The organism is Dyella sp. OK584 (assembly GCF_057787755.1).
Genome location: NZ_CM173542.1, coordinates 619,392 through 643,479, shown reverse-complemented (window position 1 = coordinate 643,479; position 24,088 = coordinate 619,392). Strand labels below are relative to the sequence as shown.

Annotated in this window: 20 protein-coding genes; 8 read left to right on the top strand and 12 right to left on the bottom strand. The window is 64.5% G+C overall.

The features are described 5' to 3' along the window. Window positions 1-96 precede the first annotated feature (96 nt). The 3 genes from AC3CBN_RS02835 to AC3CBN_RS02825 all read right to left on the bottom strand — a co-directional run bounded on the left by AC3CBN_RS02835 (window position 97) and on the right by AC3CBN_RS02825 (window position 2,017). Window positions 97-531, bottom strand: a complete 435-nt coding sequence (locus tag AC3CBN_RS02835; RefSeq protein WP_488635310.1) for a hypothetical protein — start codon at window positions 529-531, stop codon at window positions 97-99. 107 nt (window positions 532-638) lie between these two features. After that, on the bottom strand, window positions 639-1,580 hold the full coding sequence (locus tag AC3CBN_RS02830; protein ID WP_488635309.1) for a serine/threonine protein kinase: 942 nt from the start codon (window positions 1,578-1,580) through the stop codon (window positions 639-641). Beyond that, window positions 1,577-2,017: a hotdog fold thioesterase gene (locus tag AC3CBN_RS02825; RefSeq protein WP_488635308.1), complete on the bottom strand. Its 441-nt coding sequence runs from the start codon at window positions 2,015-2,017 to the stop codon at window positions 1,577-1,579. Before AC3CBN_RS02825 ends, AC3CBN_RS02830 begins: the two co-directional genes overlap by 4 nt. Before the next feature lie 107 nt (window positions 2,018-2,124). Here AC3CBN_RS02825 and AC3CBN_RS02820 point away from each other — a divergent pair, with 107 nt between their 5' ends. Beyond that, window positions 2,125-3,141, top strand: coding sequence for a 2Fe-2S iron-sulfur cluster-binding protein (locus tag AC3CBN_RS02820; RefSeq protein ID WP_488635307.1), 1,017 nt, complete (start codon window positions 2,125-2,127; stop codon window positions 3,139-3,141). A gap of 50 nt (window positions 3,142-3,191) precedes the next feature. Further along, on the top strand, window positions 3,192-3,494 hold the full coding sequence (locus AC3CBN_RS02815; RefSeq protein WP_488635306.1) for a DUF3861 domain-containing protein: 303 nt from the start codon (window positions 3,192-3,194) through the stop codon (window positions 3,492-3,494). 24 nt (window positions 3,495-3,518) lie between these two features. On the opposite strand, the gene AC3CBN_RS02810 is transcribed toward AC3CBN_RS02815, so the two are convergent. From AC3CBN_RS02810 to AC3CBN_RS02800, 3 genes are all read right to left on the bottom strand, one after another. Next, window positions 3,519-3,968, bottom strand: coding sequence for a rhodanese-like domain-containing protein (locus AC3CBN_RS02810; RefSeq protein WP_488635305.1), 450 nt, complete (start codon window positions 3,966-3,968; stop codon window positions 3,519-3,521). Between the two features lie 100 nt (window positions 3,969-4,068). Next, window positions 4,069-4,482 (bottom strand): hypothetical protein, encoded by a 414-nt coding sequence (locus AC3CBN_RS02805; protein ID WP_488635304.1) that lies wholly within the window; start codon window positions 4,480-4,482, stop codon window positions 4,069-4,071. Window positions 4,483-4,534: 52 nt separating this feature from the next. Further along, window positions 4,535-5,017: a YiiD C-terminal domain-containing protein gene (locus AC3CBN_RS02800; RefSeq protein ID WP_488635303.1), complete on the bottom strand. Its 483-nt coding sequence runs from the start codon at window positions 5,015-5,017 to the stop codon at window positions 4,535-4,537. A gap of 94 nt (window positions 5,018-5,111) precedes the next feature. Between AC3CBN_RS02800 and AC3CBN_RS02795 the strand changes: the two genes are divergently transcribed. From AC3CBN_RS02795 to AC3CBN_RS02785, 3 genes are all read left to right on the top strand, one after another. Further along, window positions 5,112-5,870 carry a uroporphyrinogen-III synthase gene (locus tag AC3CBN_RS02795; RefSeq protein ID WP_488635302.1) on the top strand — a complete coding sequence of 253 codons (759 nt, stop codon included), beginning with the start codon at window positions 5,112-5,114 and terminating at the stop codon, window positions 5,868-5,870. 122 nt (window positions 5,871-5,992) lie between these two features. Beyond that, entirely contained in the window at window positions 5,993-7,075 is a 1,083-nt protein-coding gene (locus tag AC3CBN_RS02790; protein ID WP_488635301.1) for a uroporphyrinogen-III C-methyltransferase, read from the top strand. Further along, complete coding sequence (locus tag AC3CBN_RS02785) at window positions 7,072-8,328, top strand: heme biosynthesis HemY N-terminal domain-containing protein (protein WP_488635300.1); 1,257 nt, start codon at window positions 7,072-7,074, stop codon at window positions 8,326-8,328. Before AC3CBN_RS02790 ends, AC3CBN_RS02785 begins: the two co-directional genes overlap by 4 nt. Window positions 8,329-8,335: 7 nt before the next feature. Here the strand turns inward: AC3CBN_RS02785 and AC3CBN_RS02780 are convergent, their stop codons facing one another. The 6 genes from AC3CBN_RS02780 to AC3CBN_RS02755 all read right to left on the bottom strand — a co-directional run bounded on the left by AC3CBN_RS02780 (window position 8,336) and on the right by AC3CBN_RS02755 (window position 16,522). After that, window positions 8,336-8,692 (bottom strand): hypothetical protein, encoded by a 357-nt coding sequence (locus tag AC3CBN_RS02780; protein ID WP_488635299.1) that lies wholly within the window; start codon window positions 8,690-8,692, stop codon window positions 8,336-8,338. A 150-nt stretch (window positions 8,693-8,842) separates the two neighbouring features. Beyond that, window positions 8,843-11,134 (bottom strand): UvrD-helicase domain-containing protein, encoded by a 2,292-nt coding sequence (locus AC3CBN_RS02775; RefSeq protein ID WP_488635298.1) that lies wholly within the window; start codon window positions 11,132-11,134, stop codon window positions 8,843-8,845. 121 nt (window positions 11,135-11,255) lie between these two features. Beyond that, window positions 11,256-13,187, bottom strand: a complete 1,932-nt coding sequence (locus AC3CBN_RS02770; RefSeq protein WP_488635297.1) for a serine hydrolase domain-containing protein — start codon at window positions 13,185-13,187, stop codon at window positions 11,256-11,258. A 100-nt stretch (window positions 13,188-13,287) separates the two neighbouring features. Beyond that, window positions 13,288-14,490 (bottom strand): FAD-dependent oxidoreductase, encoded by a 1,203-nt coding sequence (locus AC3CBN_RS02765; RefSeq protein WP_488635296.1) that lies wholly within the window; start codon window positions 14,488-14,490, stop codon window positions 13,288-13,290. Window positions 14,491-14,576: 86 nt separating this feature from the next. Continuing rightward, window positions 14,577-14,795 carry a hypothetical protein gene (locus AC3CBN_RS02760; protein WP_488635295.1) on the bottom strand — a complete coding sequence of 73 codons (219 nt, stop codon included), beginning with the start codon at window positions 14,793-14,795 and terminating at the stop codon, window positions 14,577-14,579. A gap of 110 nt (window positions 14,796-14,905) precedes the next feature. Then, entirely contained in the window at window positions 14,906-16,522 is a 1,617-nt protein-coding gene (locus AC3CBN_RS02755) for an alpha-glucosidase family protein (protein WP_488635294.1), read from the bottom strand. A gap of 505 nt (window positions 16,523-17,027) precedes the next feature. Here AC3CBN_RS02755 and AC3CBN_RS02750 point away from each other — a divergent pair. From AC3CBN_RS02750 to AC3CBN_RS02740, 3 genes are all read left to right on the top strand, one after another. Then, window positions 17,028-19,895 (top strand): TonB-dependent receptor, encoded by a 2,868-nt coding sequence (locus AC3CBN_RS02750; protein ID WP_488635293.1) that lies wholly within the window; start codon window positions 17,028-17,030, stop codon window positions 19,893-19,895. A 181-nt stretch (window positions 19,896-20,076) separates the two neighbouring features. Beyond that, window positions 20,077-21,717, top strand: a complete 1,641-nt coding sequence (locus AC3CBN_RS02745) for an alpha-amylase family glycosyl hydrolase (RefSeq protein WP_488635292.1) — start codon at window positions 20,077-20,079, stop codon at window positions 21,715-21,717. Further along, window positions 21,717-24,047, top strand: a complete 2,331-nt coding sequence (locus AC3CBN_RS02740) for a glycoside hydrolase family 31 protein (RefSeq protein ID WP_488635291.1) — start codon at window positions 21,717-21,719, stop codon at window positions 24,045-24,047. The genes AC3CBN_RS02745 and AC3CBN_RS02740 overlap by 1 nt, the downstream gene beginning before the upstream one ends. The last annotated feature ends 41 nt before the right edge of the window (window positions 24,048-24,088 follow it).

Here is a 24,088-nt window from a genome sequence, read left to right as displayed (position 1 = left end):
AGTGACAAACCCATCGCCCAAGGGGACCCAGCGGAGCGGTGCCGACGCGACTCCGCGGTCGCGCGCAGGGTGCGCTCCTACAGGGGGTCTGGTGCGTTAGCGCAAGCGCAATGCCAGCCAGGACAGCAACGCCAGAAGATTGATGCCCACCCGCGAAAGCCCCGGCCCGGCCACCGCCAGCAGGAAGCCTTCACTGCCAAAGTGCCAGTCCAGGCCCAGCCGCACTGGCAGGTTCAAGGTCGCATAGACGTTCACGAAGCCACCGCAATGCAGCGCATAGCTGAAAATGGGCGTGGCGATCAGCGGCAGCTGCATCAGCTGGGCCCAGCCCGAAAGCGAGACGCCGCGTTCGCTGCCTTCAAGCAGCAGCACGCCCGCCACCAGCACGAAGATGTAAATCACCAGGCCGATCACGGCCACCAGCGAGTCGTGCGAGCCGAACGGAAGTAGCCGGTGCAGCATGTTGACCATGCCGAAGAAGCCGCCCGCCACTTCGAGGATGCCGATCAGTCGAAAAAGGAAATTGCGCACGTGCCAAGCCCCGGGTCGAAAGTCGCGAGCTTAGCGGATCACTGGGGCGGTTTAGCCATGAGTGGTTGGCACTTCGTTGGGCCCGATACAGCGATGCCCGTGTGCTTCTACAGATCGTCGGCCAGCTCGTGCAGGTCGGTGATGTGCTGTTCCCACCAGCGGGCATCGGCCACGAAAGGAAAAGCCGCGGGGAATGCGGGATCGCCCCACCGCGCAGCGATCCAGCCGGCGTAGTGCAGCTGGCGCATCGCGCGCAGGGCGGGTACCAGGGCCAGTTCGGAGAAGTCGAAGTCGCGCATCTGCTGGTAACCATCGAGCAGCGCGTTCATGGCCGTCTCGTCGTTGGCCAGCATCCACAGATCCTGCACGGCCGGACCCGTGCGTGCATCGTCGAGATCGACGAAGTGCGGGCCGTGATCTGTCCACAGCACATTGCCCGGATGACAGTCGCCATGCAGGCGTAGCTGGCGTACGACGCCAACTGCTTCCATGCGCATCGCGACGGCGTCGTTCACACGTTCGGCGGCAACGCGGTAAGCATCATGCAGTGACGACGGCAACAGCGAGGAGTCCAGCACTGCGCGCATCGGTTGCTCGATCAGCGTGGCGCGATCGAGGCGACCGCGATGCTGGAACGGTTGGCGCGCACCCACGTTGTGGATGCGTGCGATCAGACGTCCAAGCCACTCAAGCTGCTCGGTCGATTCCAGCGATGGCGCACGCCCACCTCGGCGCGGCGTGAGCGCGTAGCGAAATCCCTCGTGATGAAGCAACGTGCGTCCGCCGAATGTCAGCGGCGCCACCATCGGAATTTCATCATCGGCCAACTCGCGCGCAAACGCGTGTTCTTCCAGGATCGCTGCGTCACTCCAGCGATACGGGCGATAGAACTTGGCGATCATGGGCGCGGCATCCTCGATGCCTACCTGCCACACGCGGTTTTCGTAGCTGTTGAGCGCGAGCAGCCGCCCGTCAGGCCACAGGCCGCAGGCCGTCACCGCATCGAGCACGCAGTCAGGGTTGAGTGAAGCGTAAGGCTCCGAGTTCAACGCGGCGCCACCACACGTGCAGGAATCACCGCCATGGTGATGCGCGAGATGCACACGAGTTCACTCGTTTCGGTCTCGATGCGGATTTCCCACACCTGCGTGGTCCGGCCGATATGCACCGCGCGCGCCGTGCCGATGACGATGCCACTACGTACACCGCGCAGGTGGTTGGCGTTGATATCCAGGCCCACAGCCAGTTCCTGCGAAGGGTCCAGCGTAAGCATGGCGGCCGAGCTGCCCAGCGTCTCGGCCAGCACCACCGATGCGCCGCCGTGCAGCAGGCCGTAGGGCTGGTGGGTGCGATGGTCCACCGGCATGGTGCCGCGCAGCCAGTCGTCGCCGATCTCCGTGATGCGGATGCCCAGCGTCTCCATCATGGTGTTGACGCTCCATCCGTTGAGGCGCTCGAGTGAGGTGTCCTGCTTCCAGATGGCCATGGGTTGATTCTCCGGGGGAAGAGACACATTGTCGTTCGACTGCCGTCGCCGCGACAATGCGCCCTGTGTATACAGTCACCATCCAATCCACAGGCAGGCATTTTCCGGTGGCGCCCGGCGAAACCGTGCTGGAGGCCGCACAGCGGGCCGGCATCGCGTTGCCATACTCCTGCCGCGCTGGCGTCTGCGGCAGTTGCAAGGCCACGCTGATCGAAGGGCACTGCGACTATCCACGCAATCCGCCGCTGGCGCTGAGTGGCACGGCACCTTCGCAGCACGCGATCCTGCTGTGCCAGGCGGTGCCGCGCGGCAACCTGCTGATCGAGGCGCGCGAAGTGACTTCGGTGGAAGACATCGCGCGCCGACAGGTCGACGTGGTGGTATCGCGCAAATGGACACTGGCACCCGACGTGATCGGCGTGCACCTGCAGCCGGCGGCAGGACAGGCGCGCCTCAACTGGCTGCCAGGGCAATATCTGGATGTGCTGCTGGACGAAGGGCGGCGACGTCCGTTTTCCATCGCCAATCATCCACAGGCTGACGGCACCATCGAACTGCACGTACGTCATGTGGCTGGTGGCGGCTTCACCTCATGGGTGGCCGATACGCTCAAGGTGGGCGATGTGCTGCGCATCGAGGGTCCGCTGGGCACCTTCGTGCCGCGCGAGGATTCCGAGCGGCCGATGATCTTCATGGCCGGCGGCACGGGTTTCGCGCCGGTGAAGGCGATCGTCGAACACTTCATCGCGCTGGGGACGCGTCGTCCGATGCGCGTGTACTGGGGCGCGCGCAGCACGGCCGATCTGTACTTGCGCGAGCTGGCCGAAAGCTGGGCGCAACAGGCGCACGATCTCGTGTTCCAGGCGGTGGTATCCGACCCCGAGCAAGCGATGGCCAGCGGTTTGCGCCTGGGCCTGGTGCACGAGGCAGTGCTTGAAGACCAGCCGGATCTCGCCGGCCATGACGTCTACATGAGCGGTCCGCCAGCGATGGTCGATGCGGGACGCAAGCTGTTCATCGATGCGAACCTTCCGGAAGACCGGCTCCATTACGACTCGTTCGACTATGCGCCGGATGTACTGGCGCAGATCCTTGGCGGTCGCGCGGGTATCGTCGGGTTGTAAGCCGCCGAGGCTCGCCTTATGTGGTGATGGTCCATTTCAGGAATATCGCCATGGCCCGTCATCATCGCTACCGAGTCACTGTCGAGCACATCGCGCCGGCCAAAGAGGGCGATGTGCTGCATCCACCGCTGCAGTTCGAAGCGATCAACCATGATGAAATTCTGGGCATCGCCGATCGCCTGCGTTCGCGTCTGGATTACGGCGATGACGAAGTGGCGCAACTGGCGGTGGGTCTTAAGCTGTTCAGCGAGATCATGCTGCAGCATCGCAACGATGCCCTGTTTGCGCCGTTGCGCGAGGGCATGCGCGAATTCATCGGCGGGCTGAAGAGCCTGCCGGCACGCGAGGGCTGAGCGCCCCCGCATTCGCCTGAATCTTTAGGGATTCTTGCCCTTGGCCATCGGCAACTGTGCCTGCTGCCAGGCCAGTACGCCGCCGCCGAGGGTGTAGACCTTGGCGAAGCCGGCCTTGACCAGGCGTTGTGCCGCCTTGGCGCTGGCGCCGCGGCCATCCTTGTCGATCAGCACCACCGGCACGTCCTTGGCCTTGGCCAGGTCCTTGTGCTCGGGATCAAACTGGCTCATCGCCACGTGGCGGGAGCCCGGCACGTGCGACTTCTCATAGTCCGCATAAGCGGACAGATCCACCATCAGCGGCCCCTCGCGGTTGATCAGCAGGGTGAGGCCGGCCGGGGTCAGTTCCTTGTACTTGCGGAACAGCGTGAGGATTTCCATCACGATGATCGCGACAAGCAAGACTAGGAACAGCGCCGCGAGCGCGAGATGGTTGCCGATGAACTCGGGCAACTTGTGCAGGACATCGTTCATTCGAAAGCTTCCGCAGGCGCGGATTGACCGCGCGGATTGAACAGAACTGGCGAGTATACGGCCAGTAGGGGCCACTCCGCCGCCTGGGTGTCGCCGGAGCTTATTGCCGGCTGATATCCGGCAGGCCGCTGACCAGCCACCAATGCTTGCCCTTCTCGTCGTAGTGCCAGGTCTGGTGGTCGGTCACGGTGCGCTCGGCCTGCGTGTTCACGTTCACCAGGTTGATCTGCACCACCTGGGTCACCTCGAGCTCGCCATGGGGCATGGGGCCCTTGCCCTCGTCGTAGCCGCTGACCTTGTACTGCTCGTAGCGGGACATCTCCAGCGGGGAAGGCGCATGCGCCTCGAGATCCTTCGGGTCGACGAACTGGAGCGCGGTATGGAAGTCACCCCACCGAACCGTGCTGGCATAGGCGTTGAGCGTAGTGGTGAGTGCGTCATTGCGCTGGTCGGTGGCACAGCCGCCGAGCACCAGCATGGAAAGCGAGACGAGCAGGATCAGGACGCGGCGCATGAGGCTCCCCCTTGGGCTAAGGCCCCCATTGTGCACAAGCGGCGACGCGTTTTCATACGGCGTCGGGCGAACGCCGCTTGGCCACGAAGCGGGCTTCCAGGGTGGCCGCCGGCTTCTCGCCGGTGCCGGGCACACGGCAGACCACCTCGACACGGGCACGGCCGCGCGCGGCCAGCGTGTCGAAGAAGGTGGTCCAGTCAGCGCCATGGGCCAGGCGCGCCTCGCTCTGGAAATCGGTCCATACCGGTTCGAGGTAGCGCACGCTGGACTCGCCCACGAACACGTCGCAATCGATTCCCCGCACGCGCAGTTCCAGCTCCACCAGACCCCAGCCGGTCAGCGTCATCACGCTCACCAGACTGCCGCCGAACGCGCAGCCCTTGTCGTTGACGTTGGGCGCGAGCGGCGCGTCGATCGTCAGGTGTTGTTCGTCGCAATCGCGCAGATGGAGGTCCATGGTCTGCGCCAGCGGTATTTCATCGCGCATGAAAGTAACCAGCTTGCGCGCCAGGGTATGTCGTTCGGTCGTGCTCATCGGGGTCTTGGGGCCAGGGGGAACGCGTAGTGTACGCACCTGCGCGGGACTCGGCCGCTACACTGCCGGTGACTTCCAGGAGGGCGGCCATCGCGTGGGACAGGACTCGACATCGACGCAGCCGCAGCTGCACGGACGTACCGTGGTCATCACGCGGCCGGCCGGCACTGGTTCGCCCCTGGCCCGCCAGGTACGCCAGCGTGGCGGCGTACCGCTGCTGCTGCCGGGGCTGTCGCTGCGTGGGGTGGACGAATCCGCCGCTGCGCTGCGCACTGCCCTCGATGACGATCTGCTGGTATTCACCAGCCCCGCAGCCGTGCGCTTTGCTGCGCACCTGACTCCATTGATGACGCGCGCCACGGTGCTGGCGGTCGGGCAGGCCACGGCTCGCGCATTGCGCCGCCAGGGCGTGACGTCGCCATGGGCGCCCGCACAGCGACAGGACAGCGAAGGTTTGCTCGATCACCCCCTGCTGGCGGATTTGCGAGGCCAGCGCGTCGCCCTGATCGGGGCGCCAGGCGGACGCGGCGTGTTGCGCGCCGAGCTTGCAGCGCGTGGCGCGCAATTGCGCGAAGTGCATGTTTACCGGCGTGTGGCACCGCGTTGGCAGAAACGTCAGCTTGATACGGTGGCAGCGTTACCTGCGGAAGCACGGGTACTACTGTCGAGTGCCGAAGCATTGGGACATCTGCGCGAGGGCTTGCCCGCAGCGGCTTTCAACGCGCTGTGTGCCGCGGTCGCTATCGTGAGCAGCGAGCGATTGGCCGAAGTGGCCCGTGAGGCGGGTTTCGGGCGGGTGGTGATGGCGGCGTCGGCGGTGGGGGCGGATCTGCTGGTGGCTGCGGCGCGGTAAATCGTGCGTTGTCGTGTCGCCTTCGCTGATGGGCTGGAACGCGCCCGAAAACCGCCACGATGGCCGTTCCTTCACGAACACTTGATGCGAGACGCGCGTCACAGGCTGTTAGCATGACGCGCATGAGCCAAGACGACTCCATTCCCCCCGCTGGCGCGACGGCGAGTTCTCGCGCTGACTCCTCTCCCATACGTGTTACCGCACCCGCCCGTCGCGGCAGCGGCACGCTTGCGGTGGCCCTGCTGCTGTCCCTCGTGGCAATTGGCGGCGCCGGCTATGTCGGCTGGCGCCAATGGCAGCAGGAACAGGGCAACGCAGCTGGCAACCAGGTGCTCAACACGTTGAAGCAACGTGTCGACAGCCTTGAAAGCGCGTCCACCGCCAGCAACAGCGAACGCAACCTGTTGCGTCAGCGCCTGGGCGATGCGGACCAGGTCAATCGATCGCTGCGTGAAGAGCTGCTGGGCCAGGCCGAACGCACACGCAATCTCGAAGATGCCGTGGCCAAGCTGTCGGAAAAGACGCTCTCCGGCCACGATTCCATGCTGCTCGACGAGACCGAATCGCTGCTGCGCATGGCCAAGGAGCGCTACGACCTGTTCCACGATGCGCAGGGTGCGCTCGCCGCGTATGCGCTGGCCGACAAGACGCTGGCGGCGGTGAACGACGGCGCGTTCTCCAGTTTGCGCCAAAGCATGAGCGCGGAACGCGAAGCGCTGACCAAGAGCCAGCCGGCCGGGCTGGACGCCACGCTGCTTGCCCTCACCAGCCTGCGTGCAGGCATGCTTGAGCTTCCACTCAAGCCGCTGGATGTGGCCGGTTCCGGTGCTTCGTCGGGCAGTTGGTCGCGCATCATGGGTGCACTCAACGATGTGGTGAAGGTGCAGCGCACCAACGGCGCACCGCTCTCCGTGGCCGATGCACGCTTTGCGCGCGAGCTGGCGACGATCGACGTGGCGCAGGCGCAGGCTGCGCTGCTGGCTGCAGATCGCGATTCCTATGTCGCCGCGCTCAAGCGTGCGGATGCGGGCATAGCCGCACAATTCGATATGACTGCGCTGCCCGTGCAGCAGGCGCGCGCGCAACTGTCAACGCTGATCGCCCAACAGCCGGCCACGCCGGTGCAGCTGGGCGCGGCATTGAACGAACTGCGCAACCTGCGCGCGGTGCATGCGCTCAAGCCTGCCAATGGGGCCAAGCCATGAAGCTGTGGCGCTGGATCCTGCTGCTGGTGATCCTGGCGGCGCTCGCTGCATTCGGCTGGCACTGGGTGGCCGAAGATCCGGGCTACGTGCTGGTGCGGCTGCGCGGCTGGCAGGCGGAGTCGACGGTGTTGGCCGCGGTCGTCATCCTGCTGCTGGCGTGGGCTGTGCTCAGTGCCGTGTGGTTCGCGGTGCGCTGGCCGTTTGGCGCGCTCACGCGCCGGCATCGTCGCCTTAGTCGGCAGAAGATGGGCGCTGGCCTGATCGCATTGATGGAAGGCCGCCACGGCGACGCCGAGCGTGATCTTCATCGGGCGTCACGCCTGGATACCCTTCGAGGTCCGGCCTTGTTGGCGGCAGCTGAGGCCGCCTCGCGACGCGGCGAGAGCGCACGCGCGCTCACGACGCTCGATGAGGCAGGCCAGGTCGCTCCGCGTGCCGCACGTGTACTTCGTGCACGCGTGTTGCGTCGCGAGGGCAAACCCACCGAAGCGGTGAACCTGCTCGCAACCGACGCCAACGAAGGCACGCTGACGCCGGGCGGTTGGCGCGAGTTGGCCCTGGCGGCGCTGGCTGCCGGCGATACGCGCCGTGCGCGCCTGGCGCTCGATCCGCTGCAGAAAAGCGGTGCCCTCGGCGCACGTGGCTACGCCACGCTGGAAGCTCAGGTACTGGCCTCCTCGATGCGCAACGCGGCGGATGCAGCCGAACTCAACGCGCTGTGGTCGCAGTTGCCCAAAGCGCAACGTCGCGTGCCGGCAGCCATCGATGCGTATGCGCGACAGGCTGCGGCCTTTGGCATGGTGCTGCCCGCGATGGATGAAGTGGAGTCGGCGCTGCGTCGCGAATGGTCGCCGTTGCTGATCGAAACCTATGGCGCGCTGGGTGCAGAGGATATCGAGGCACGCCTGCGTCGCGCCGAATCCTGGCTGGATGCGCACCCGAATGATGCTGCCTTGCTGCTCACCTTGGGTCGCATGTGCGTGCGCCTGCAACTGTGGGGCAAGGCCACGCAATACCTGGAGCGCTCATTGGCGCTCACGCCATCCAGTGGGGCGTGGGAAGCGCTGGGCGATGTGCATGCGGGCCAGAACGAGGCCGCACTGGCGCAACGCTGCTATCGCAACGCGCTAGCGCTTGCGCGTGGTGAACCGACTGAGGCGCTACCACAGGGTGCGCGCGCCACAAAACTGGATACACGCCCCATCGCGATGGAAGAGCGCAGCGAACACGGCGTACCGCGGCTACCCGAGTAGGCGCCGCTCAGCTGGCCGATATCGCCCAGGTAATGAAGCCCGCGTTGATCGCCGTGAACACCATCGCGATGAGAAAGATGGTATCGGCGGTGCGCTCCAGCCGGTGATTGCGACGGGTATTGCGTGTGCGCAGGGCCCAGTACGACAGCAGGCACGACGAAAGGTAAAGCAGCGAGTTGACTGCGAGAAGGTCGTCGCCCAGAAGGTCTTCCTTGCGTAGCGAAATCACCACCCGCAGGATGCCGATGACGGTGAGGCACACGCCCACCATCGCGGCCGAGGCGGTGAAGATGTGCACGCAGATGTCGTCGTCGAGCCGGCGGCGGCGTGACTCGGAGGCATCGTCATCGATCTTGGCTGTCATGGCCTGGCCTGGGTCGCGAAGGGTCCGGGAACATGGAACCCGGCAACGGCCAAGGGTTCCGCTCGACACGTCACACGTTAAGCCGCCAGATGATAAGCGCTGGCGACCAGCCTCCGTGCCGGTGGTGAATCACCTTCCGGGCAGGCCGACCTAGACCGGCGTCAGGTTGGCATAGGCATAGACCAGCCACTTGCTGCCGCTACTGGCGAAGTTGACCTGGATGCGCATATGCGCGCCGCTGCCTTCTGCGCTCACTACCACGCCTTCGCCGAAGCTCGGGTGGCTCACACGCTGGCCAAGCTTCAGCGGCATGCTTTCCTCCAGCGAGAGCGAACCGGAGTTCGGACGCGCGCCGTACAACGGGCGGCTGACCTGCACGCGCGGGCGTACTTCGTCGATCAGCTCGGGTGGAATCTCACCGAGGAAGCGCGACGGGCGTGCCAGCATTTCCACGCCGTGCATGCGGCGCGACTCGGCATGGGTGATGAAGAGGCGCTCGCGGGCGCGGGTGATGCCCACGTAGGCGAGGCGGCGCTCCTCCTCCAGGCGACCTTCGTCCTCGACCGAACGCTGGCTGGGAAACAGGCCTTCCTCCATGCCGACCAGAAACACCACCGGGAATTCCAGGCCCTTGGCCGAGTGCAATGTCATCAGCTGCACGCAATCGTCCCACGCCTCGCCCTGGCCTTCGCCCGCTTCCAGCGCGGCGTGCGAGAGGAAGGCGGAAAGTTCGCTCAGGCCGGCATCGATGTCGTCCTGGGTCAGCTCGAAGCGGCTGGCCACGTTCACCAGTTCGTCCAGGTTTTCCACGCGCGATTCGGCATTGCCGCGGCTGTCCTTCTCGTAGAAGTCACGCAGGCCGGTGTGGGTGATGGCGTGGTCGATCTGTTCGGCAAGCGTCATCGCGCTGCCGTTAGCCCTCTCCCCTGCGGGGAGAGGGTTGGGTGAGGGGCCATTCGAAGCGAGAGACTGCGACAAGTCCGTCTCCTCACCCCAACCCTCTCCCCTGAGGAGAGAGGGAGCAAAGGCGCGCGCCATATCCTCGATGAGCACAAAGAAAGCCTTCACCGCATTCTTCGCACGCCCGGCCAGTTCCTTGCCGCCGCTCAACTCACTGAGCGCGGCCTCCCACATCGAACTATTTTCGACACGGGCGCGCCGGCGCAACACATCGAGCGTGCGATCGCCGATGCCGCGTGGCGGCGTGTTGACTGCGCGCTCGAAGGCCGCATCGTCGTGACGGTTGGAGGAGAGGCGCAGATAGGAGAGGGCATCCTTGATTTCCGCGCGATCGAAGAACCGCTGCCCGCCGTACACGCGGAAGCGGACGTCGCGCTGCATGAGCTGCTCTTCGAAGTTGCGCGACTGCGCATTCGAGCGATACAGGATGGCGCAATCGCGCGCCCGGCCATGTTCGGCGATGTATTCGCGAATGCGCTCGATGACGAAGCGCGCCTCGTCCTGTTCGTTGTACGCGGCATACAGCGCGATGCGTTCACCTTCGCCGCCATCGGTCCACAACTGCTTGCCCAGGCGGCCGCCGTTGCGCGCAATCACGCTGTTGGCAGCCTTGAGGATGGTGGAGGTGGAGCGGTAGTTCTGCTCCAGCTTGATGGTCTTGGCGCCGGGGAAATCGCGCAGGAACTGTTGCACGTTCTCCACCTTGGCACCACGCCAGCCGTAGATGGCCTGGTCGTCGTCGCCCACCACAAACACTTGGCCCGTCTGGCCGGCCAGCACGCGAATCCAAGCGTACTGCAGCGTGTTGGTGTCCTGGAATTCGTCGATCAGCAGGAAGCGCCAGCGATCGCGGTAGTGCTCAAGCACATGCGGATTCTTGAGCCACAGCTCGTGCGCACGCAGCAGCAGTTCGGCGAAATCGACGAGGCCGGCGCGACGACAGGCTTCCTCATAGGCCTGGTAGATCTGCACCAGCGTGCGCGTCATCGGATGATCGCGGTGCTCGATGCTGTCCGGGCGCTTGCCTTCGTCCTTCCACTGGTTGATCTGCCACGTGGCCTGACGCGGCGGAAAGCGTGCCTCGTCCAGCCCGAGGCCAGTGACCACGCGCTTGACGATGCGCAGTTGGTCATCCGCGTCGAGGATCTGGAAACCTTCCGGCAGGCCCGCCTCGCGCCAGTGCCGGCGCAGCAATCGATGGGCAATGCCATGGAAGGTGCCCACGGTCAGCCCCTGCGTGCCGCCAGGGATCAGCTGCTCCAGGCGCGCACGCATCTCGCCCGCGGCTTTGTTGGTGAAGGTGACGGCGAGGATCGCCCACGGCGGCACGCCCTCCACCTGGGTGAGCCAGCCGATGCGGTGGGTGAGCACGCGCGTCTTGCCGGAACCAGCGCCCGCGAGCACGAGATAGTTGCCGGGCGGGGCGCACACGGCTTCGCGCTGCGCGTCGTTGAGCTTGTCGATCAGGTGGGAGACATCCATCCGACCATTGTACCGGCCCCGCCCTTTCTACGAACCGAACCTGCAGGAGCGCACCCTGCGCGCGGCAAACCTGCAACGCGGTGACGCCGCAACACCGCGGTTGCGCACAGGGTATGTGGCGTCAGTAGTTGAGACTCGGGCTCAGGAGATGAAAGTTTGCGATGAAGGCCATCGCGGCGATGCATGCGAGCAGCAGCACCACACCGCTGACGCGCCGCCACCACGCCCCCGGCGTGCGCCATGCGCGCCAGGTCTCAATGACGACGGGAATCGTGCCAAGCACCGCGAGAAGGCCAATCAGCATCAGCAGTAGCGTGTGCAACTCGAGGTGCGGTGCGCCAAGCCGTGGCAGCATCAGGCGCCAGCCTGCGGCGAACAGCAGATAGAGGATGGCCGTGAGGCGGCTGAGGCGATACCAGCGCTCGTCCTGCTCCGTCAGCGCCGATACGGTACCGCGACGGCGTAGCACGGCCACCACGGGCCATGACAACGCGATCAGCGCAAAGGCCGCAAGCAACACAAGCAGAGTGCTGCACACGCGCGCCGGCGACCAGCCCGTCGCGGGCAGGAAAGCCTGCGCAGGCGACATCGTATCGATCGACCACATGCGCACCTTGCCATCACGCACGACAGCAGCCAGATGCCTGCCACTGGCATCGTCCAGCCACACATACGGCTTGACCTCGCGCCATTGCGCCGGCCCGAGCAGGGGAACGCGCAGCGTGCCGTCTGCTGCCGCGCTGACCCATACCGGATGGAACAGGTCGCGCAACGCGAGCACGTTGCCTTGCGAGGTGATGCTGGACATATACCGGCCCGCAAGCTGTGCGGCGTGCTGCTTCGCCGTCGCCAGCGTCGGCAACTTCAGTTGCGGCAGCGGCGGGAAATAGCGTTCGCTGAATCCATCGACCAGTTGCTGCAGCGAACGATCGTCCGGACTCCCGTTCGTGGCAATGAAAATGCCCGCATGTCGCTCGGGAAACAGCGCCACGAGGCTGTGGAAACCGGGAATGCCTCCTTCCTGTCCAAGGATGGTCTCGCCGTTGCGATCCAAATGTGCAAAGCCAAGCGCCATGCCCGGCAGGCCCGGAATAGTGGCCCGCTGGTAGTCGTGCATCAGCTTCACGGTGGGCTGTTCGAGCAGTTGTGCCTCGCCGGCGCGACCGAACTGCAGGTGGGCGATCATGAAGCGCGCCATGTCTTCGCCACTGATCGAAAGGGCCAGGGCCGGTACGGGCAGGAAAAGAGGGCGCGGGAGTGGAGCAGCAGGCATTGAATAACCGAGGGCCTCATCCGCGTGCAATCCAGGCGGCTGATCGAACGAGGCGTGCTGCATTCCCATAGGCTGGAAAACACGTTTCGCCATGTACTCGTTGAAGGGTTGCCCGGACACGCGCTGCACGATGTATCCCGCCAGTGCCCCGCCATAGTTCGAATAGGCAGGCACCTCGCCAGCGGGATGGATGCGAGCAGGAACCCAGCGCTTGAGCCACGCTTCACTGGTCTCGAGTCGCTTCGGATCGGTGATGGAGAGGTCCTTCAGGGCATTCTCGAATCCCGCCGTATGGGTCATGAGATCACGCAGCGTGATGGGCTTCCCGTCGCGTGGCGGGATGGTGAAATCGAGATAGCGATTGACGTCGGCGTCGAGATCCAGCTTGTGCTGTTCCACCAGCTGCATCACCGCCGTCCACGTGAGCAGCGTCGAGACCTGGCCGACGTGGAACAGTGTGGTCGCTGGATCAATGGGCTTCTTTGCGGCCACATCGGCATAGCCGTATCCCTTCGACACGAGCATATTGCCGTCCTTCACCACCGCGACGACAGCACCCGGTGCCATGGCCTTGGCCATTTGCTCGTCGATCCACGGCTGTGCGTCGCTCGCCGTAAGCTCATGCGCGCCGAGCGGGATGACGGAAGCCGCCTTCTGTTCGGGTAGCGGTGTGATTTGTATCTGCGCTTGCGCCTGTGCCGAAAGCGGAAGCGCAACGCATGCTGCAACGGCCAGAAGGCGCCAGGGCCACTTTGATATGGCAAGTGCGACGGCGTTCATCGTATAGCTCCCTGGCACTGGGCTCGGCCAAACAGACGTCGAGTATGCCGTGCGGGATGTCGGTTTCGCGTTGGCGTGGTGCCAACCCGTCAGCGGTTTTTCAGGTGCGTCGCATGTTGGCCATCAATTCGGCCAACTCGCGCACGGCGGCTTCCGAATCCTCGCGACGCGGCGTGATGTCGGCGTTGTTGAAATTGCCGATGTCGCCGATCACCTGAACCATGATGCCGTCGCTGCGCGGCACCACGCTGATATCGCGAGTGCGAAGGCCGTAGGTGACTTCCGATTGCGGGATCAATCGCGCCGTCTGGCCTCGAATGGGAATCACCGACTCGTCGTTGAATAGCGCCCGCGCGCCGTATCCGGTGGCGTTGACGAGCGTGCGTTCGGGCAGCTTGAGCAAATCGTCCGGATGGCTGAACTCGCGGATCTCGATCTTGCCGCCCGCCGCAAGAAATTCGGACATCAGCAGATTGGCGTAACTGCTGATGTTGAACATCAGCGTGGTGTAGCGGCGCACATGGGGTTCGGGAAACGGATGGGTTCCCGGCGCCAGCTCCGCCGAATGCGGTGTCAGGTCGCGCACGCGGTCGGCAAACTCGCCGTATTCGGGTTCATCGGCCACGTCGCCGTGAAATTTTCCGAACGGTGCATCGGACAGCGAGTACCCGTCGATCCACTCGATGGGTTTTCCAGGCAGGCCAAGCATGCTCTGGTAACGCGCGTAGGAGATGCGCGTCATCATCTCCCATCGATCGGCCAGCGCCGGCGCATGCGCCGCGTCGCAGATACGCGAATCAGGCGTCCACAAGCCGGATGCGCGCATGGAAAACACATTTGGCGGCAGTTCCTTGGCATAGATTCGCGCTGGCAGACCGGCGCGCTGCGCCAACAGCGCGGTGGTGAGCCCGATCGCGCCGCAGCCGATCACGCCCAGCTCGCGCGCGCCCGTGCTTTGCGCCATCTGCAACGCCAGGGTGCCCGCGCCCCACGACAACGACCATCCGCTGCCGCCATGCCCGTAGTTGTGCACGATGGTCTTGTGGCCGAGCTTTTCCATCTCGATGCGCGGGCCGGCGGCACGAAACGGACGAGTGCACACATACACGCCCGTGATGCGGTCGACGCTCGCCCTGATGGGCGCAAGCTCGATGACGTCCGGTTGCAGGCGCGTGCCTGGTGATGTGGCGGCACCTGCCGCGGCGGTGGGCGCCAGCGTCTGCTTCGCGCAGGCAGCAAGTCCGGCGGTTGATGCCACCGCCAGCGTCGCGCCGGCCTGGCGCAGGAATTGGCGTCGCTCCATGGATGTTCTCTCCCAAGGTATCCGGGTGCCGTGCCCGTCCGTCACATCAGCCTGCGCTGGCATGACGGGCGAAAGCATGGCGGTGCTCAGCCTTTCTTGAGGAATCCGCCCAGCGCCAGCAACGCGCCGATCACTATGCCGGAGATACCGACCCATTGCGGAACCGCCTTGTCGTGCGTGGCGGTGATCTTGGCCGAGCCGATCTGCACCAGCGTATCGGTGGTCTGGTAGCTGCCGTTGCCGAAAGTGACCCACACACCGGCGGCCAGCAGGGCGATGCCGAGGATGATCAACGCTGCACGCATGGAGAACTCCTAGTGATCAGTGGTCCGATCATATAGGAGCGACGGGTGTGCGAAAAAAAACCGACGGCGGCGCGTGCGGGTGCGTCGGCCGTCGGGGGAGTAAAGATGGATCAGTCGATGCGGGCGAACAGCACGCCGTGAGCGGGCAGGGTGAGCTCGCCATCGGTGAGCTGGCCCTGGGCCAGCCCGTGGCCGTCGATCGGCGTGACTCTGCCGAGGCCGTTCAGTGGCAGCCGCACCGGCGCTTTCGAAAGGTTGAACGCCGCCAACACCGTATCGTTGCCATGGCGTCGCGTGAATGCGAGCACCGGCTCGGGCGCGTCGAGGAACTGGATGTTGCCCCAGCGAAGCGCCGGCTGGGTCTTGCGCCACGCCATGAAGGCGCGGAAGCCGTTGAGCGCCGAATCGGGTGCGGCTTCCTGTGTGGTGACCGCGAGCGCGCGATGTTCGGCAGGCACCGGCAGCCACGGGTCGCCCACGCTGAAGCCGGCGTTGATGCCGCCGTCCCACGGCATCGGCGTGCGGCATCCGTCGCGGCCCTTGAAGGTGGGCCAGAAGGTGATGCCGTAAGGGTCCTGCAGCGCATCGAACGGCAAGTCGGCCTCGGTGAGGCCCAACTCTTCGCCCTGGTACACGCACACCGAGCCGCGCAGCGAGCACACCATCGCGCTCAGCAGGTTCGCAAGTTTCGGCGACGCATCACCATTGCCCCAGCGCGTGAGCACGCGGGATACGTCGTGGTTGGAAATGGCCCAGCACGGCCAGCCTTCGAGCATCTGCGCTTCGAGGTTCTGCACGGTGCTACGGATGTACGCCGCGCTGAAATCATCGGTCAGCAGCTCGAAGCTGTAGCCCATGTGCAGGCGGCGGCCACTGGTGTATTCGGCAGTGGTGGCGAGCGAGTCTTCGGAAGAAATCTCGCCGATCGCCGCCACGTCCTTGTATTGGTCCATCAACGCGCGCAGATCCTCGAGGAACGCGACGTTCTCCGGGCGTGTGTTGTTGTAGTAGTGGTACTGGAACGCGTACGGGTTGTCCGGGCTGAAGCCGCGACCCACGCGCTTGTCTTCCGGCTTGGGCGGGTTGTCGCGCAGCTCAAGATCGTGGAAGCAGAAGTTGATGGCGTCCAGGCGCAGGCCATCCACGCCCTTGTCCAGCCAAAACTTCACCTCGGCCAGCACCGCAAGACGCACGTCCGGGTTGTGGTAGTTGAGGTCGGGCTGCGACGTCAGGAAGTTGTGCAGGTAGTACTGGCCGCGGCGCGGTTCCCATTGCCAGGCGCAACCGCCGAACAGCGACAGCCAGTTGTTGGGCGGCGTGCCGTCGCCCTTCGCGTCGGCCCACACGTACCAGTCGGCCTTGGGGTTGTCGCGGCTCTCGCGGCTTTCCTTGAACCAGGCGTGTTCCGCGGAAGTGTGGCTGAGTACCTGATCGATCATCACCTTCAGGCCAAGCGTGTGTGCCTTGGCCAGCAGGCGATCGAAATCGTCGTTGGTGCCAAACAGCGGATCGACGGCGCGGTAGTCGGCGATGTCGTAACCGAAATCGGCCATGGGCGAGCGGAAGAACGGCGCGATCCAGATCGCGTCCACGCCCAGGCTGGCGACGTAGTCGAGCCTGTCGATGATGCCCGGCAGGTCACCCACGCCATCGCCGTTGGTGTCCATGAAGCTGCGTGGATAGATCTGGTAGGTGACTGCTCCTAGCCACCAGGGTGCATCACTCATGTCGCGTTCCCGAGGTTCCCGCCCAATGCAAACGCTGCGAAGACCCATGGCCTAGACGAAGCGCGGGGGCAGCTTAAAGGCAGAGTGCGAAGGCGACGCTTCGACTGCATACGTATTCAGAAAACCGCGATATTGCGATGCAGCAGCGCTTCGCCGCGCATTCTGCCTTGCGGAAAAGTAGCGCCCGGCCATGTGTTCAAACGCACGGAAAACCGCATGGCTCATGACTATCGCGTGGAAGGAGCACGATCCCGACACGCTTGCGTCGCTGATCCTCCGGAGACGCGCTGCCATTAGAATTTTGTCAAAGGTGCACAAAAAAACGCGGTCATGAATACGTATGCATAGACCTGTTCGCCCTTGGGCGCAGCCCTACCATGGCCGCCACGCGACGGGGCCCTCCGAATCTTCGGCATGCACTGGCGCGTAGCCCGCGGCAGTCTGTGGGGACTGCCGCGGCAACTACAAAACCAATAGATGTGCATACCCGTGGGAGGGGAAGACGGTGATTCTTAAACGTAATGTGCTGGCCCTGGCGCTGGCGTCCGGCCTTTGTTTTACCGCCGGCATTCAAGCGACGCCGATTGATACGGATGCCAAGGCTGACGGCAGTGTTGCCGCCAATGGCCAGACGACGCCGGCTGCCTCGACGCCGTCGACCGACGACAAGACCAAGCAGACGCAGGATGAGCAGCTGGCCAAAAGCCTGTCCACCATCACGGTGACTGGCTACAACCAGAGCATGGAAAAGTCGATCGACTATCAGCGCTACGCCGATACGATCCAGAACGTCATCACCTCCGCCGATATCGGCGGCCTCCCCGACCAGTCGATTGCCGACGCACTGACGCGCCTGCCGGGCGTGTCCGCGGAGCGCATCGCGGGCCAGGCATCGCAGATCAACATCCGCGGTCTCTCGGGCAACTTCATCCAGACGACACTGAACGGTCGCGAGCAGCCGTCCACCAGCGGCAGCAACTACATCCAGTTCGACCAGTACCCGTCCGAGCTGATCAACATGGCCACGGTGTACAAGTCCTCGCAGGCTTCGCTGATTACCGGCGGCGTGGGCGGCACCATCGGCATGCAGACGGCGAACCCGCTGGAAGCACCGAAGGAGCAGAACCTCAACATCGACGCGCGCGGCAGCTACAACGACCGTGCGGGCGACGTGGCTGGCGCCACCTCCACCGGCTATCGCCTCAGCGCCGCCTACCAGGGCAAGTTCCTCGACAACACGCTGGGCGTCGGCCTGGGCGTGGCGCAGATGTACCAGCCGCACGCGGCCGAGCAATTCGTGGGTGAGGCCTCCGATGGCAATCTCTACACGCTGCCGAGCGGCCAGAAGGCCTACCTGACTCAGGGCCTGCAGCTGCAGCAGAACGGTGGCACCGAGCGTCGTACCGGTGAAGTGGCCACTGTGGTGTGGAAGCCCACGGACGAGCTGCAGATCTCCGGTGACGCGTTCTACTCCAAGTTCAAGAACAACTCGTTCGGCTACGGCTTCCGCACCCAGAACATCTATGGCAGCAATGCCGACATTACCAATGCGGTGCTCGGTCCGATGGGCACGATGACCGGCGGTACGGTCAGCGGCAACGGCACCACGCAGTTCTCCAACGAGACCACGGCGGACAACTACAGCACCGAGACCAGCGTGTTCTCTGGTGGCCTCAACATGAAGTGGAACCACGACCGCTGGCACGTCGATGCGGACGTGTCGCTGTCGCGTGCTTCCAGCAACGAGATCAACGTGGACACCACGGCCGATCCGTACAGCGGTCTGGGCACGGCCACGCCGCAACTGATGGCGCAGTCGACGACCTACCAGCTGGCTGGTCGCAGCCTCGGCACGGTGTCGTTCGCCAACCCGGGCCTGTACACCAACCTCGCCGACATGGGCCTGTCGCGTTACGGCGTCTACCCCTACATCTATCACGACAAGATGAAGGCGTTCCGCACCAGCGTGAAGTACGACATGCCCAACAGCTCGTGGCTGTCGGCGCTGGAAGCCGGTGTCTACATGAACAACCATACCTACAACGCGGACCGCGAGGTCTACGTGTATGGTTCGGAGTGGAACACGGACAAGACGCAGGGCGCGCCGCTGTCGATTCCGGCGAGTGCCGCGAAGGTCACCTGCTGGAAGGGCAATTTCTCGCGCTATCCGTGCTTCCTGCAGCTCAATGGCACGGCCATCCTGGCGGCCCATGGCATCACCGCGAACCCGGTGAAGAACATCACCGACCAGAGCTGGTCGGAGATCCAGAGCGGCCAGGTCGACGAGAAGACCCGCGACCTGTACTTCATGGCCGACATCGATGCGCAGGTGTTCGATCACGCGCTGACCGGCAACGTCGGCGTGCGCTACTCGCACCAGTCGCAGTACAGCAATGGCCTGCAGCAGGTGGGCAACGGTGCCGGCATTCCGATCACCGATGGCAACGGCAACACCAGCTCCGACTACGCACCGCTCACCGTCGGCAAGACTTATTCCGACTGGCTGCCGTCGTTGAACCTGGTCTACCACCTCACCGACGACGACCAGATGCGCTTCTCGGCCGCCAAGGTGCTGTCGCGTCCGCCGATCAACCAGATGCTGGCTGGCTCGGGCTCGTGGGTGTCCAACGGCCAGTACAACGTGTGGGGCGGTACCAGCCCGCTGCTCGATCCGCTGCGTGCCACGCAGTACGACATGACCTATGAGCACTACTTCGACGACTCCACCGGTGTCGCCAGCGCGGGCGTGTACTACAAGCACATCAAGTCGTTCATCCAGGCCGTTACGTACAACAACTACGACTTCGCCTCGGCCGGCATCCCCGTGCCGACCGATCCGACCACGGGCCAGCCGTATCTGAACGGTGAGTATCAGACGGCCTTCAACGCCAAGGGCGGTAATGTGCGCGGTCTGGAGCTGTCTTTCTCCAAGACGGCCTTCCTGCCGGGCATCTGGAAGGGCCTGGGCGTGCAGGGCAACTTCGCGCTGACTTCCAGCACGGTGGAGAACCCGACCACGCTGGGCGGTCCGACCTCGTACATCGGTCTGCCGGGCCTGTCCAAGCGCGTGGCAAGCGCGGCGGTGTTCTACGACTACGGTCCGTTCTCGGCCCGACTGTCCGGCAACTACCGTTCGAAGTTTGCCTCCGACACGCAGATGTCGGTGACCAACCAGATGGTCACGTTCGCCTCGGAAACCGTGTACGACTTCCAGGCGTCGTATGACATCGGCAAGCAGTGGCGTGTGGTCTATCAGATGCTGAACCTCAGCGATCAGCCCACCCGCACCTACTTCGGTTCCGACCCGTCGCAAACCGGCACGATCCAGTACTTCGGACGTACCAGCTACCTCGGCGTCGAATTCAAGCTGTAAGCCACTATCGCGCCGGCGCCCCGCAAGGAGCGCCGGCGCGATGCATTTGGGGCTACGCGCATCACGCGATGTAGCACCGACACACCGCGAGGCCCGGCGTGGCGGCTACCGGTCCGAAGCGATGACTGCGTTCCGGTGTACCGTTCCGTCGAAGGCCAGCGACCTTTGAATGGAGAACGGCATGTCGCGGAACCGCTTGTTCAACCCTCTGGCTTTCCTGTTCGCCCTGGCACTTGGCACGGGCTCTCTTTCCGACGCACACGCGACCGAGGCAACACCGTCGCCTGCGACGACCGCGCCATCCTCCGGCGTCTACTACGAAATCTTCGTGCGCGCCTGGTATGACACCAACGGCGACGGCATCGGCGATCTCAATGGCGTCACCGCCAAGCTCGATTACCTCAAATCGCTGGGGATAAGCGGCATCTGGCTGATGCCGATCAACACGTCGCCCAGCTACCACGGCTACGACATCACCGACTACTACGGAATCAACCCGCAGTACGGCACGATGGCCGATTTCCAGCATCTGCTCGATGAAGCGCACAAGCGCGGCATCGCGGTGACCATGGACATGGTGATCAACCACACCGCGCAGGACCATCCGTGGTTCATCGCCGCGCAGAAGAGCAACGACCCGCACCACGACTGGTACACCTGGACCACGAAGCGGCCAGACCTCGACGCCATGAGCGCGGTTGACAGCAAGATCTGGCATGCGGCAGACGACGGCTGGTACATCGGCGTGTTCGGTGGCCATATGCCCGACCTCAACTACGACAACCCGGTCGTACGCGCGGAGATGATCAAGGTGGGCCAGTTCTGGCTGGCCAAGGGCGTGGACGGCTTCCGCCTGGATGCCGCCAAGCACATCTACGTCGACTTCAAGTCAGACGAGCACAGCCGCAAGGCGATGGAGAAAAATGCCGCGTGGTGGACCGAGTACCACGCCGCACTCGCCAAGGTGAATCCAAAAATGACCCTCGTGGGCGAGGTGAGCGCGCTGGGCGAGGTGAGCACTGAATCGCCCAAGCAGCTGGCGCCGTTCCTCAAGCCGTTGGGTTCTGTATTCGACTTCCCGTTGGCCGAGCAGCTCATCGTCAGCGCCAAGGGCGAGAACGTGGGCCTGCTCGACAAGCTGCTCAAGGCGACCTACATCGCCTACAGCGCGGCGGACGATGCGCCGTTCATCGATTCCACCTTCCTGTCCAATCACGACCAGGAACGCGTGATGAGCCGCCTCGGCGGCAACCTCGATCACATGCGAGTGGCGGCGGCGATGCTGCTGACGCTGCCCGGACGTCCATACATCTATTACGGCGAAGAGCTGGGCATGGAGGGCCGCAAGCCCGACCCGAACCTGCGCGAGCCGATGCGCTGGCAGCGCGAGGCTGCGACGTCCAGGGATGGACTAGCATCCCGGGCGCAGGATGCGCAGGAGGGATATGGCGAGTCGCGCTGGAAGCCTTCCAGCGTGAATCAGGGGCAGGCCGTGTCGGTGCAGGCGGAGAAGGACGACCCGGCCTCGTTGTTCAACACGTATCGCATGCTGATCGACTGGCGCGCACACAACAGCGCGTTGCGTGACGGCAAGCTGGAATTGCTGGCCACCGGCAATCCGCGCCTGCTGGCCTACTGGCGCGACGACGGCAAGCAGCGCGTGCTGGTCGTGCACAACCTTTCCGGAAAGGCCGCCATGTGGAAACCTAAGGGCAATCCGTTGCCCAAGGACGCCACCGTGCTGCTGACCACCCAACCGCAAGCCACCCTCGTGAGCGGACAACTGAAACTGCCGGCCTACAGCACGGTGGTGTTGCACTGATGCGTGCGCGCCTTCTCGTACTGGCCTTGCTGTCCGCGATGGTGGGTACTCCCGCCGCCATCGCCGCAAGGGCCGATGCCAGCACCGATCGGATGGAGCTCACCTTGCCGCAGGGCAAGGTGGAACTACGCCTGCTGGCACCGGGCATCGTGCAGCTGCGTGCCGACGGCACCCGCGAACCCGCGACGCCGGTGATCGACCCGCAGGCCAGCTTTGATCCCGTGGACGTCAGGCGGGAGCAGCGGGGCGACGAGCAAGTGATGCGTTCGGATCGGCTCACGCTGCGCTGGAACCCGCGTCGTGCCGAGTTGCGCCTGGAAGCCTCCGATGGCCATCTGCTGCTCAGCGCCGATCTGGCGCATGTCATGGACGGGCGCTGGTCGCTGCATCATGCCAAGGGCGACCCGCAGTACGGCATCGGCGGCCTCAACGCCTTCGATGCGGCCACCGGCAACTTGCTGCGCGAGGGCAAGCAGATTGCCACCGCAGGCAAGCAGGGGCACACCGGTGCGCCTTTCGTGTGGAGCACGGCGGGCTACGCTGTGCTGGCCGACGCGGAACCCGCGCACTTCGATCTGTCGGCAACCGACATCGCTGTTCGCGCGGACCAACCGATCCGCACGATCTACCTGCTTGCAGGTGATCCGGCGGCACTGTTCGCGCAGTTGCGCCAACTCAGCGGTGCTGCGCCGATGTTCCCCAAATGGGCCATGGGCTTCACCAACAGCCAGTGGGGCATCGACCAGAACGAGGCGCTGTCGCTGGTCGACACCTATCGCGCCAAGCACATTCCCATCGACAACGTCACCTTCGACTTCGACTGGAAGGCGTGGAGTGAGGACATGGGCGAATTCCGCTGGAATACCGACAAGTTCCCCGATGGCCCCAGCGGCAAGCTCAAGCAGGAGATGGACCGCCGCGGCATGCACATGACCGGCATCATGAAGCCGCGCGTGCACCTGGACACGGTGGAAGGTCGCGAGGCCACCGAACGCGGCTACTGGCTCGCGCAGTCCAAGGCCGCACCGGACTACTTCTCGCACAAGCCCGTGCGCGATGTGGATTTTGACAAGCCGGAAGTGCGCGAGTGGTTCTTCAACGATGCGCTGAAGCATTCGTTCGACACCGGCATTGTCGGCTGGTGGAACGACGAGGCCGACGACAGTGGCGTTGATACCCAGTTCCTCAACATGCAGCGCTCGCTGTATGACGGCCAGCGCGCGCATAGCGACCAGCGGGTGTGGTCGATCAACCGCAACTTCTATCTGGGCTCGCAGCGCTACGCCTACGGCGTGTGGTCGGGCGATATCCAGAGCGGCTTCGCCAGCATGGCGGCGCAGCGCCAGCGCATGCTGGCCGCGTTCGACGTGGGCGCGATGCACTGGGGTATGGATGGGGGCGGCTTCAAGGCGCCGCGCCCGACCGACGAGAACTACGCGCGCTGGATCGAGTTTGGTGCGTTCACGCCGGTGTTCCGCGTGCATGCCGACTTCGGCCAGAAGCGTCAGCCGTGGGTTTACGGCCCCATTGCAGAAAAGGCGGCCACCGACGCCATCCGTCTGCGCTATTCACTGATCCCGTATATCTACGGCTACGAGTACCAGAACCACCTCAACGGCGTGGGTCTGGTGCGCCCGCTGCAGTTCGCCTATCCCGACGATCCTGCGCAGCGCGACCGTGTCGACGCGTGGATGTTCGGCGAGTACCTGCTGGTGTCGCCGGTGGTCGAGCAGGGGCAGACGGTCAAGCATCTGCAGTTGCCGAAGGGGCGCTGGATCGGCTGGTTCGACGGTCGAACATACGACGGCGGACAGGAAATCACCTTGCCGGTGGACGCGAAAGGCTGGGGCGATATCCCGGTGTTCGTCCGTGAGGGCGCCATCATTCCGCAGCAACCGGTGATGGACCATGTTGGGCAGCAGCCGGTGACGACGCTCGACGTGCAGGTGTTTCCCGCCGGGCAGGAGAGCCGGTTCGAACTCTATGACGACGATGGCGAAACTTACGCCTATGAGAAGGGTGTGTACTTCGTCCAGTCGCTCGCCGTTCGCCGTGAAGGCAGCAAGGTGAATTTCCGCGCTGCCGCCGCAAAGGGAAGCTTCAATCCGGCGCTGCGCGACTATGTGCTGGCTGTGCATGGCCCCGTGGCCAGGACGGTTAGCAGTGGCGGCAAGGGGCTGCCGATGCTAGACAGTGTCGACGCGCTGCGCGCCGCCACCACCGAAGGCTGGGCGCGCGGCAAGGACCGTTTTGGCGAGGTGACCTACGTGAAGCTTGAAGCCGGTATCGCACGCGACGTGCAGCTCGATAGTACGGCGGTGCAGCAGTGAGTGTGCCGCCGAGCCGACACTTGCCGGTGGCGCTCGCCTGC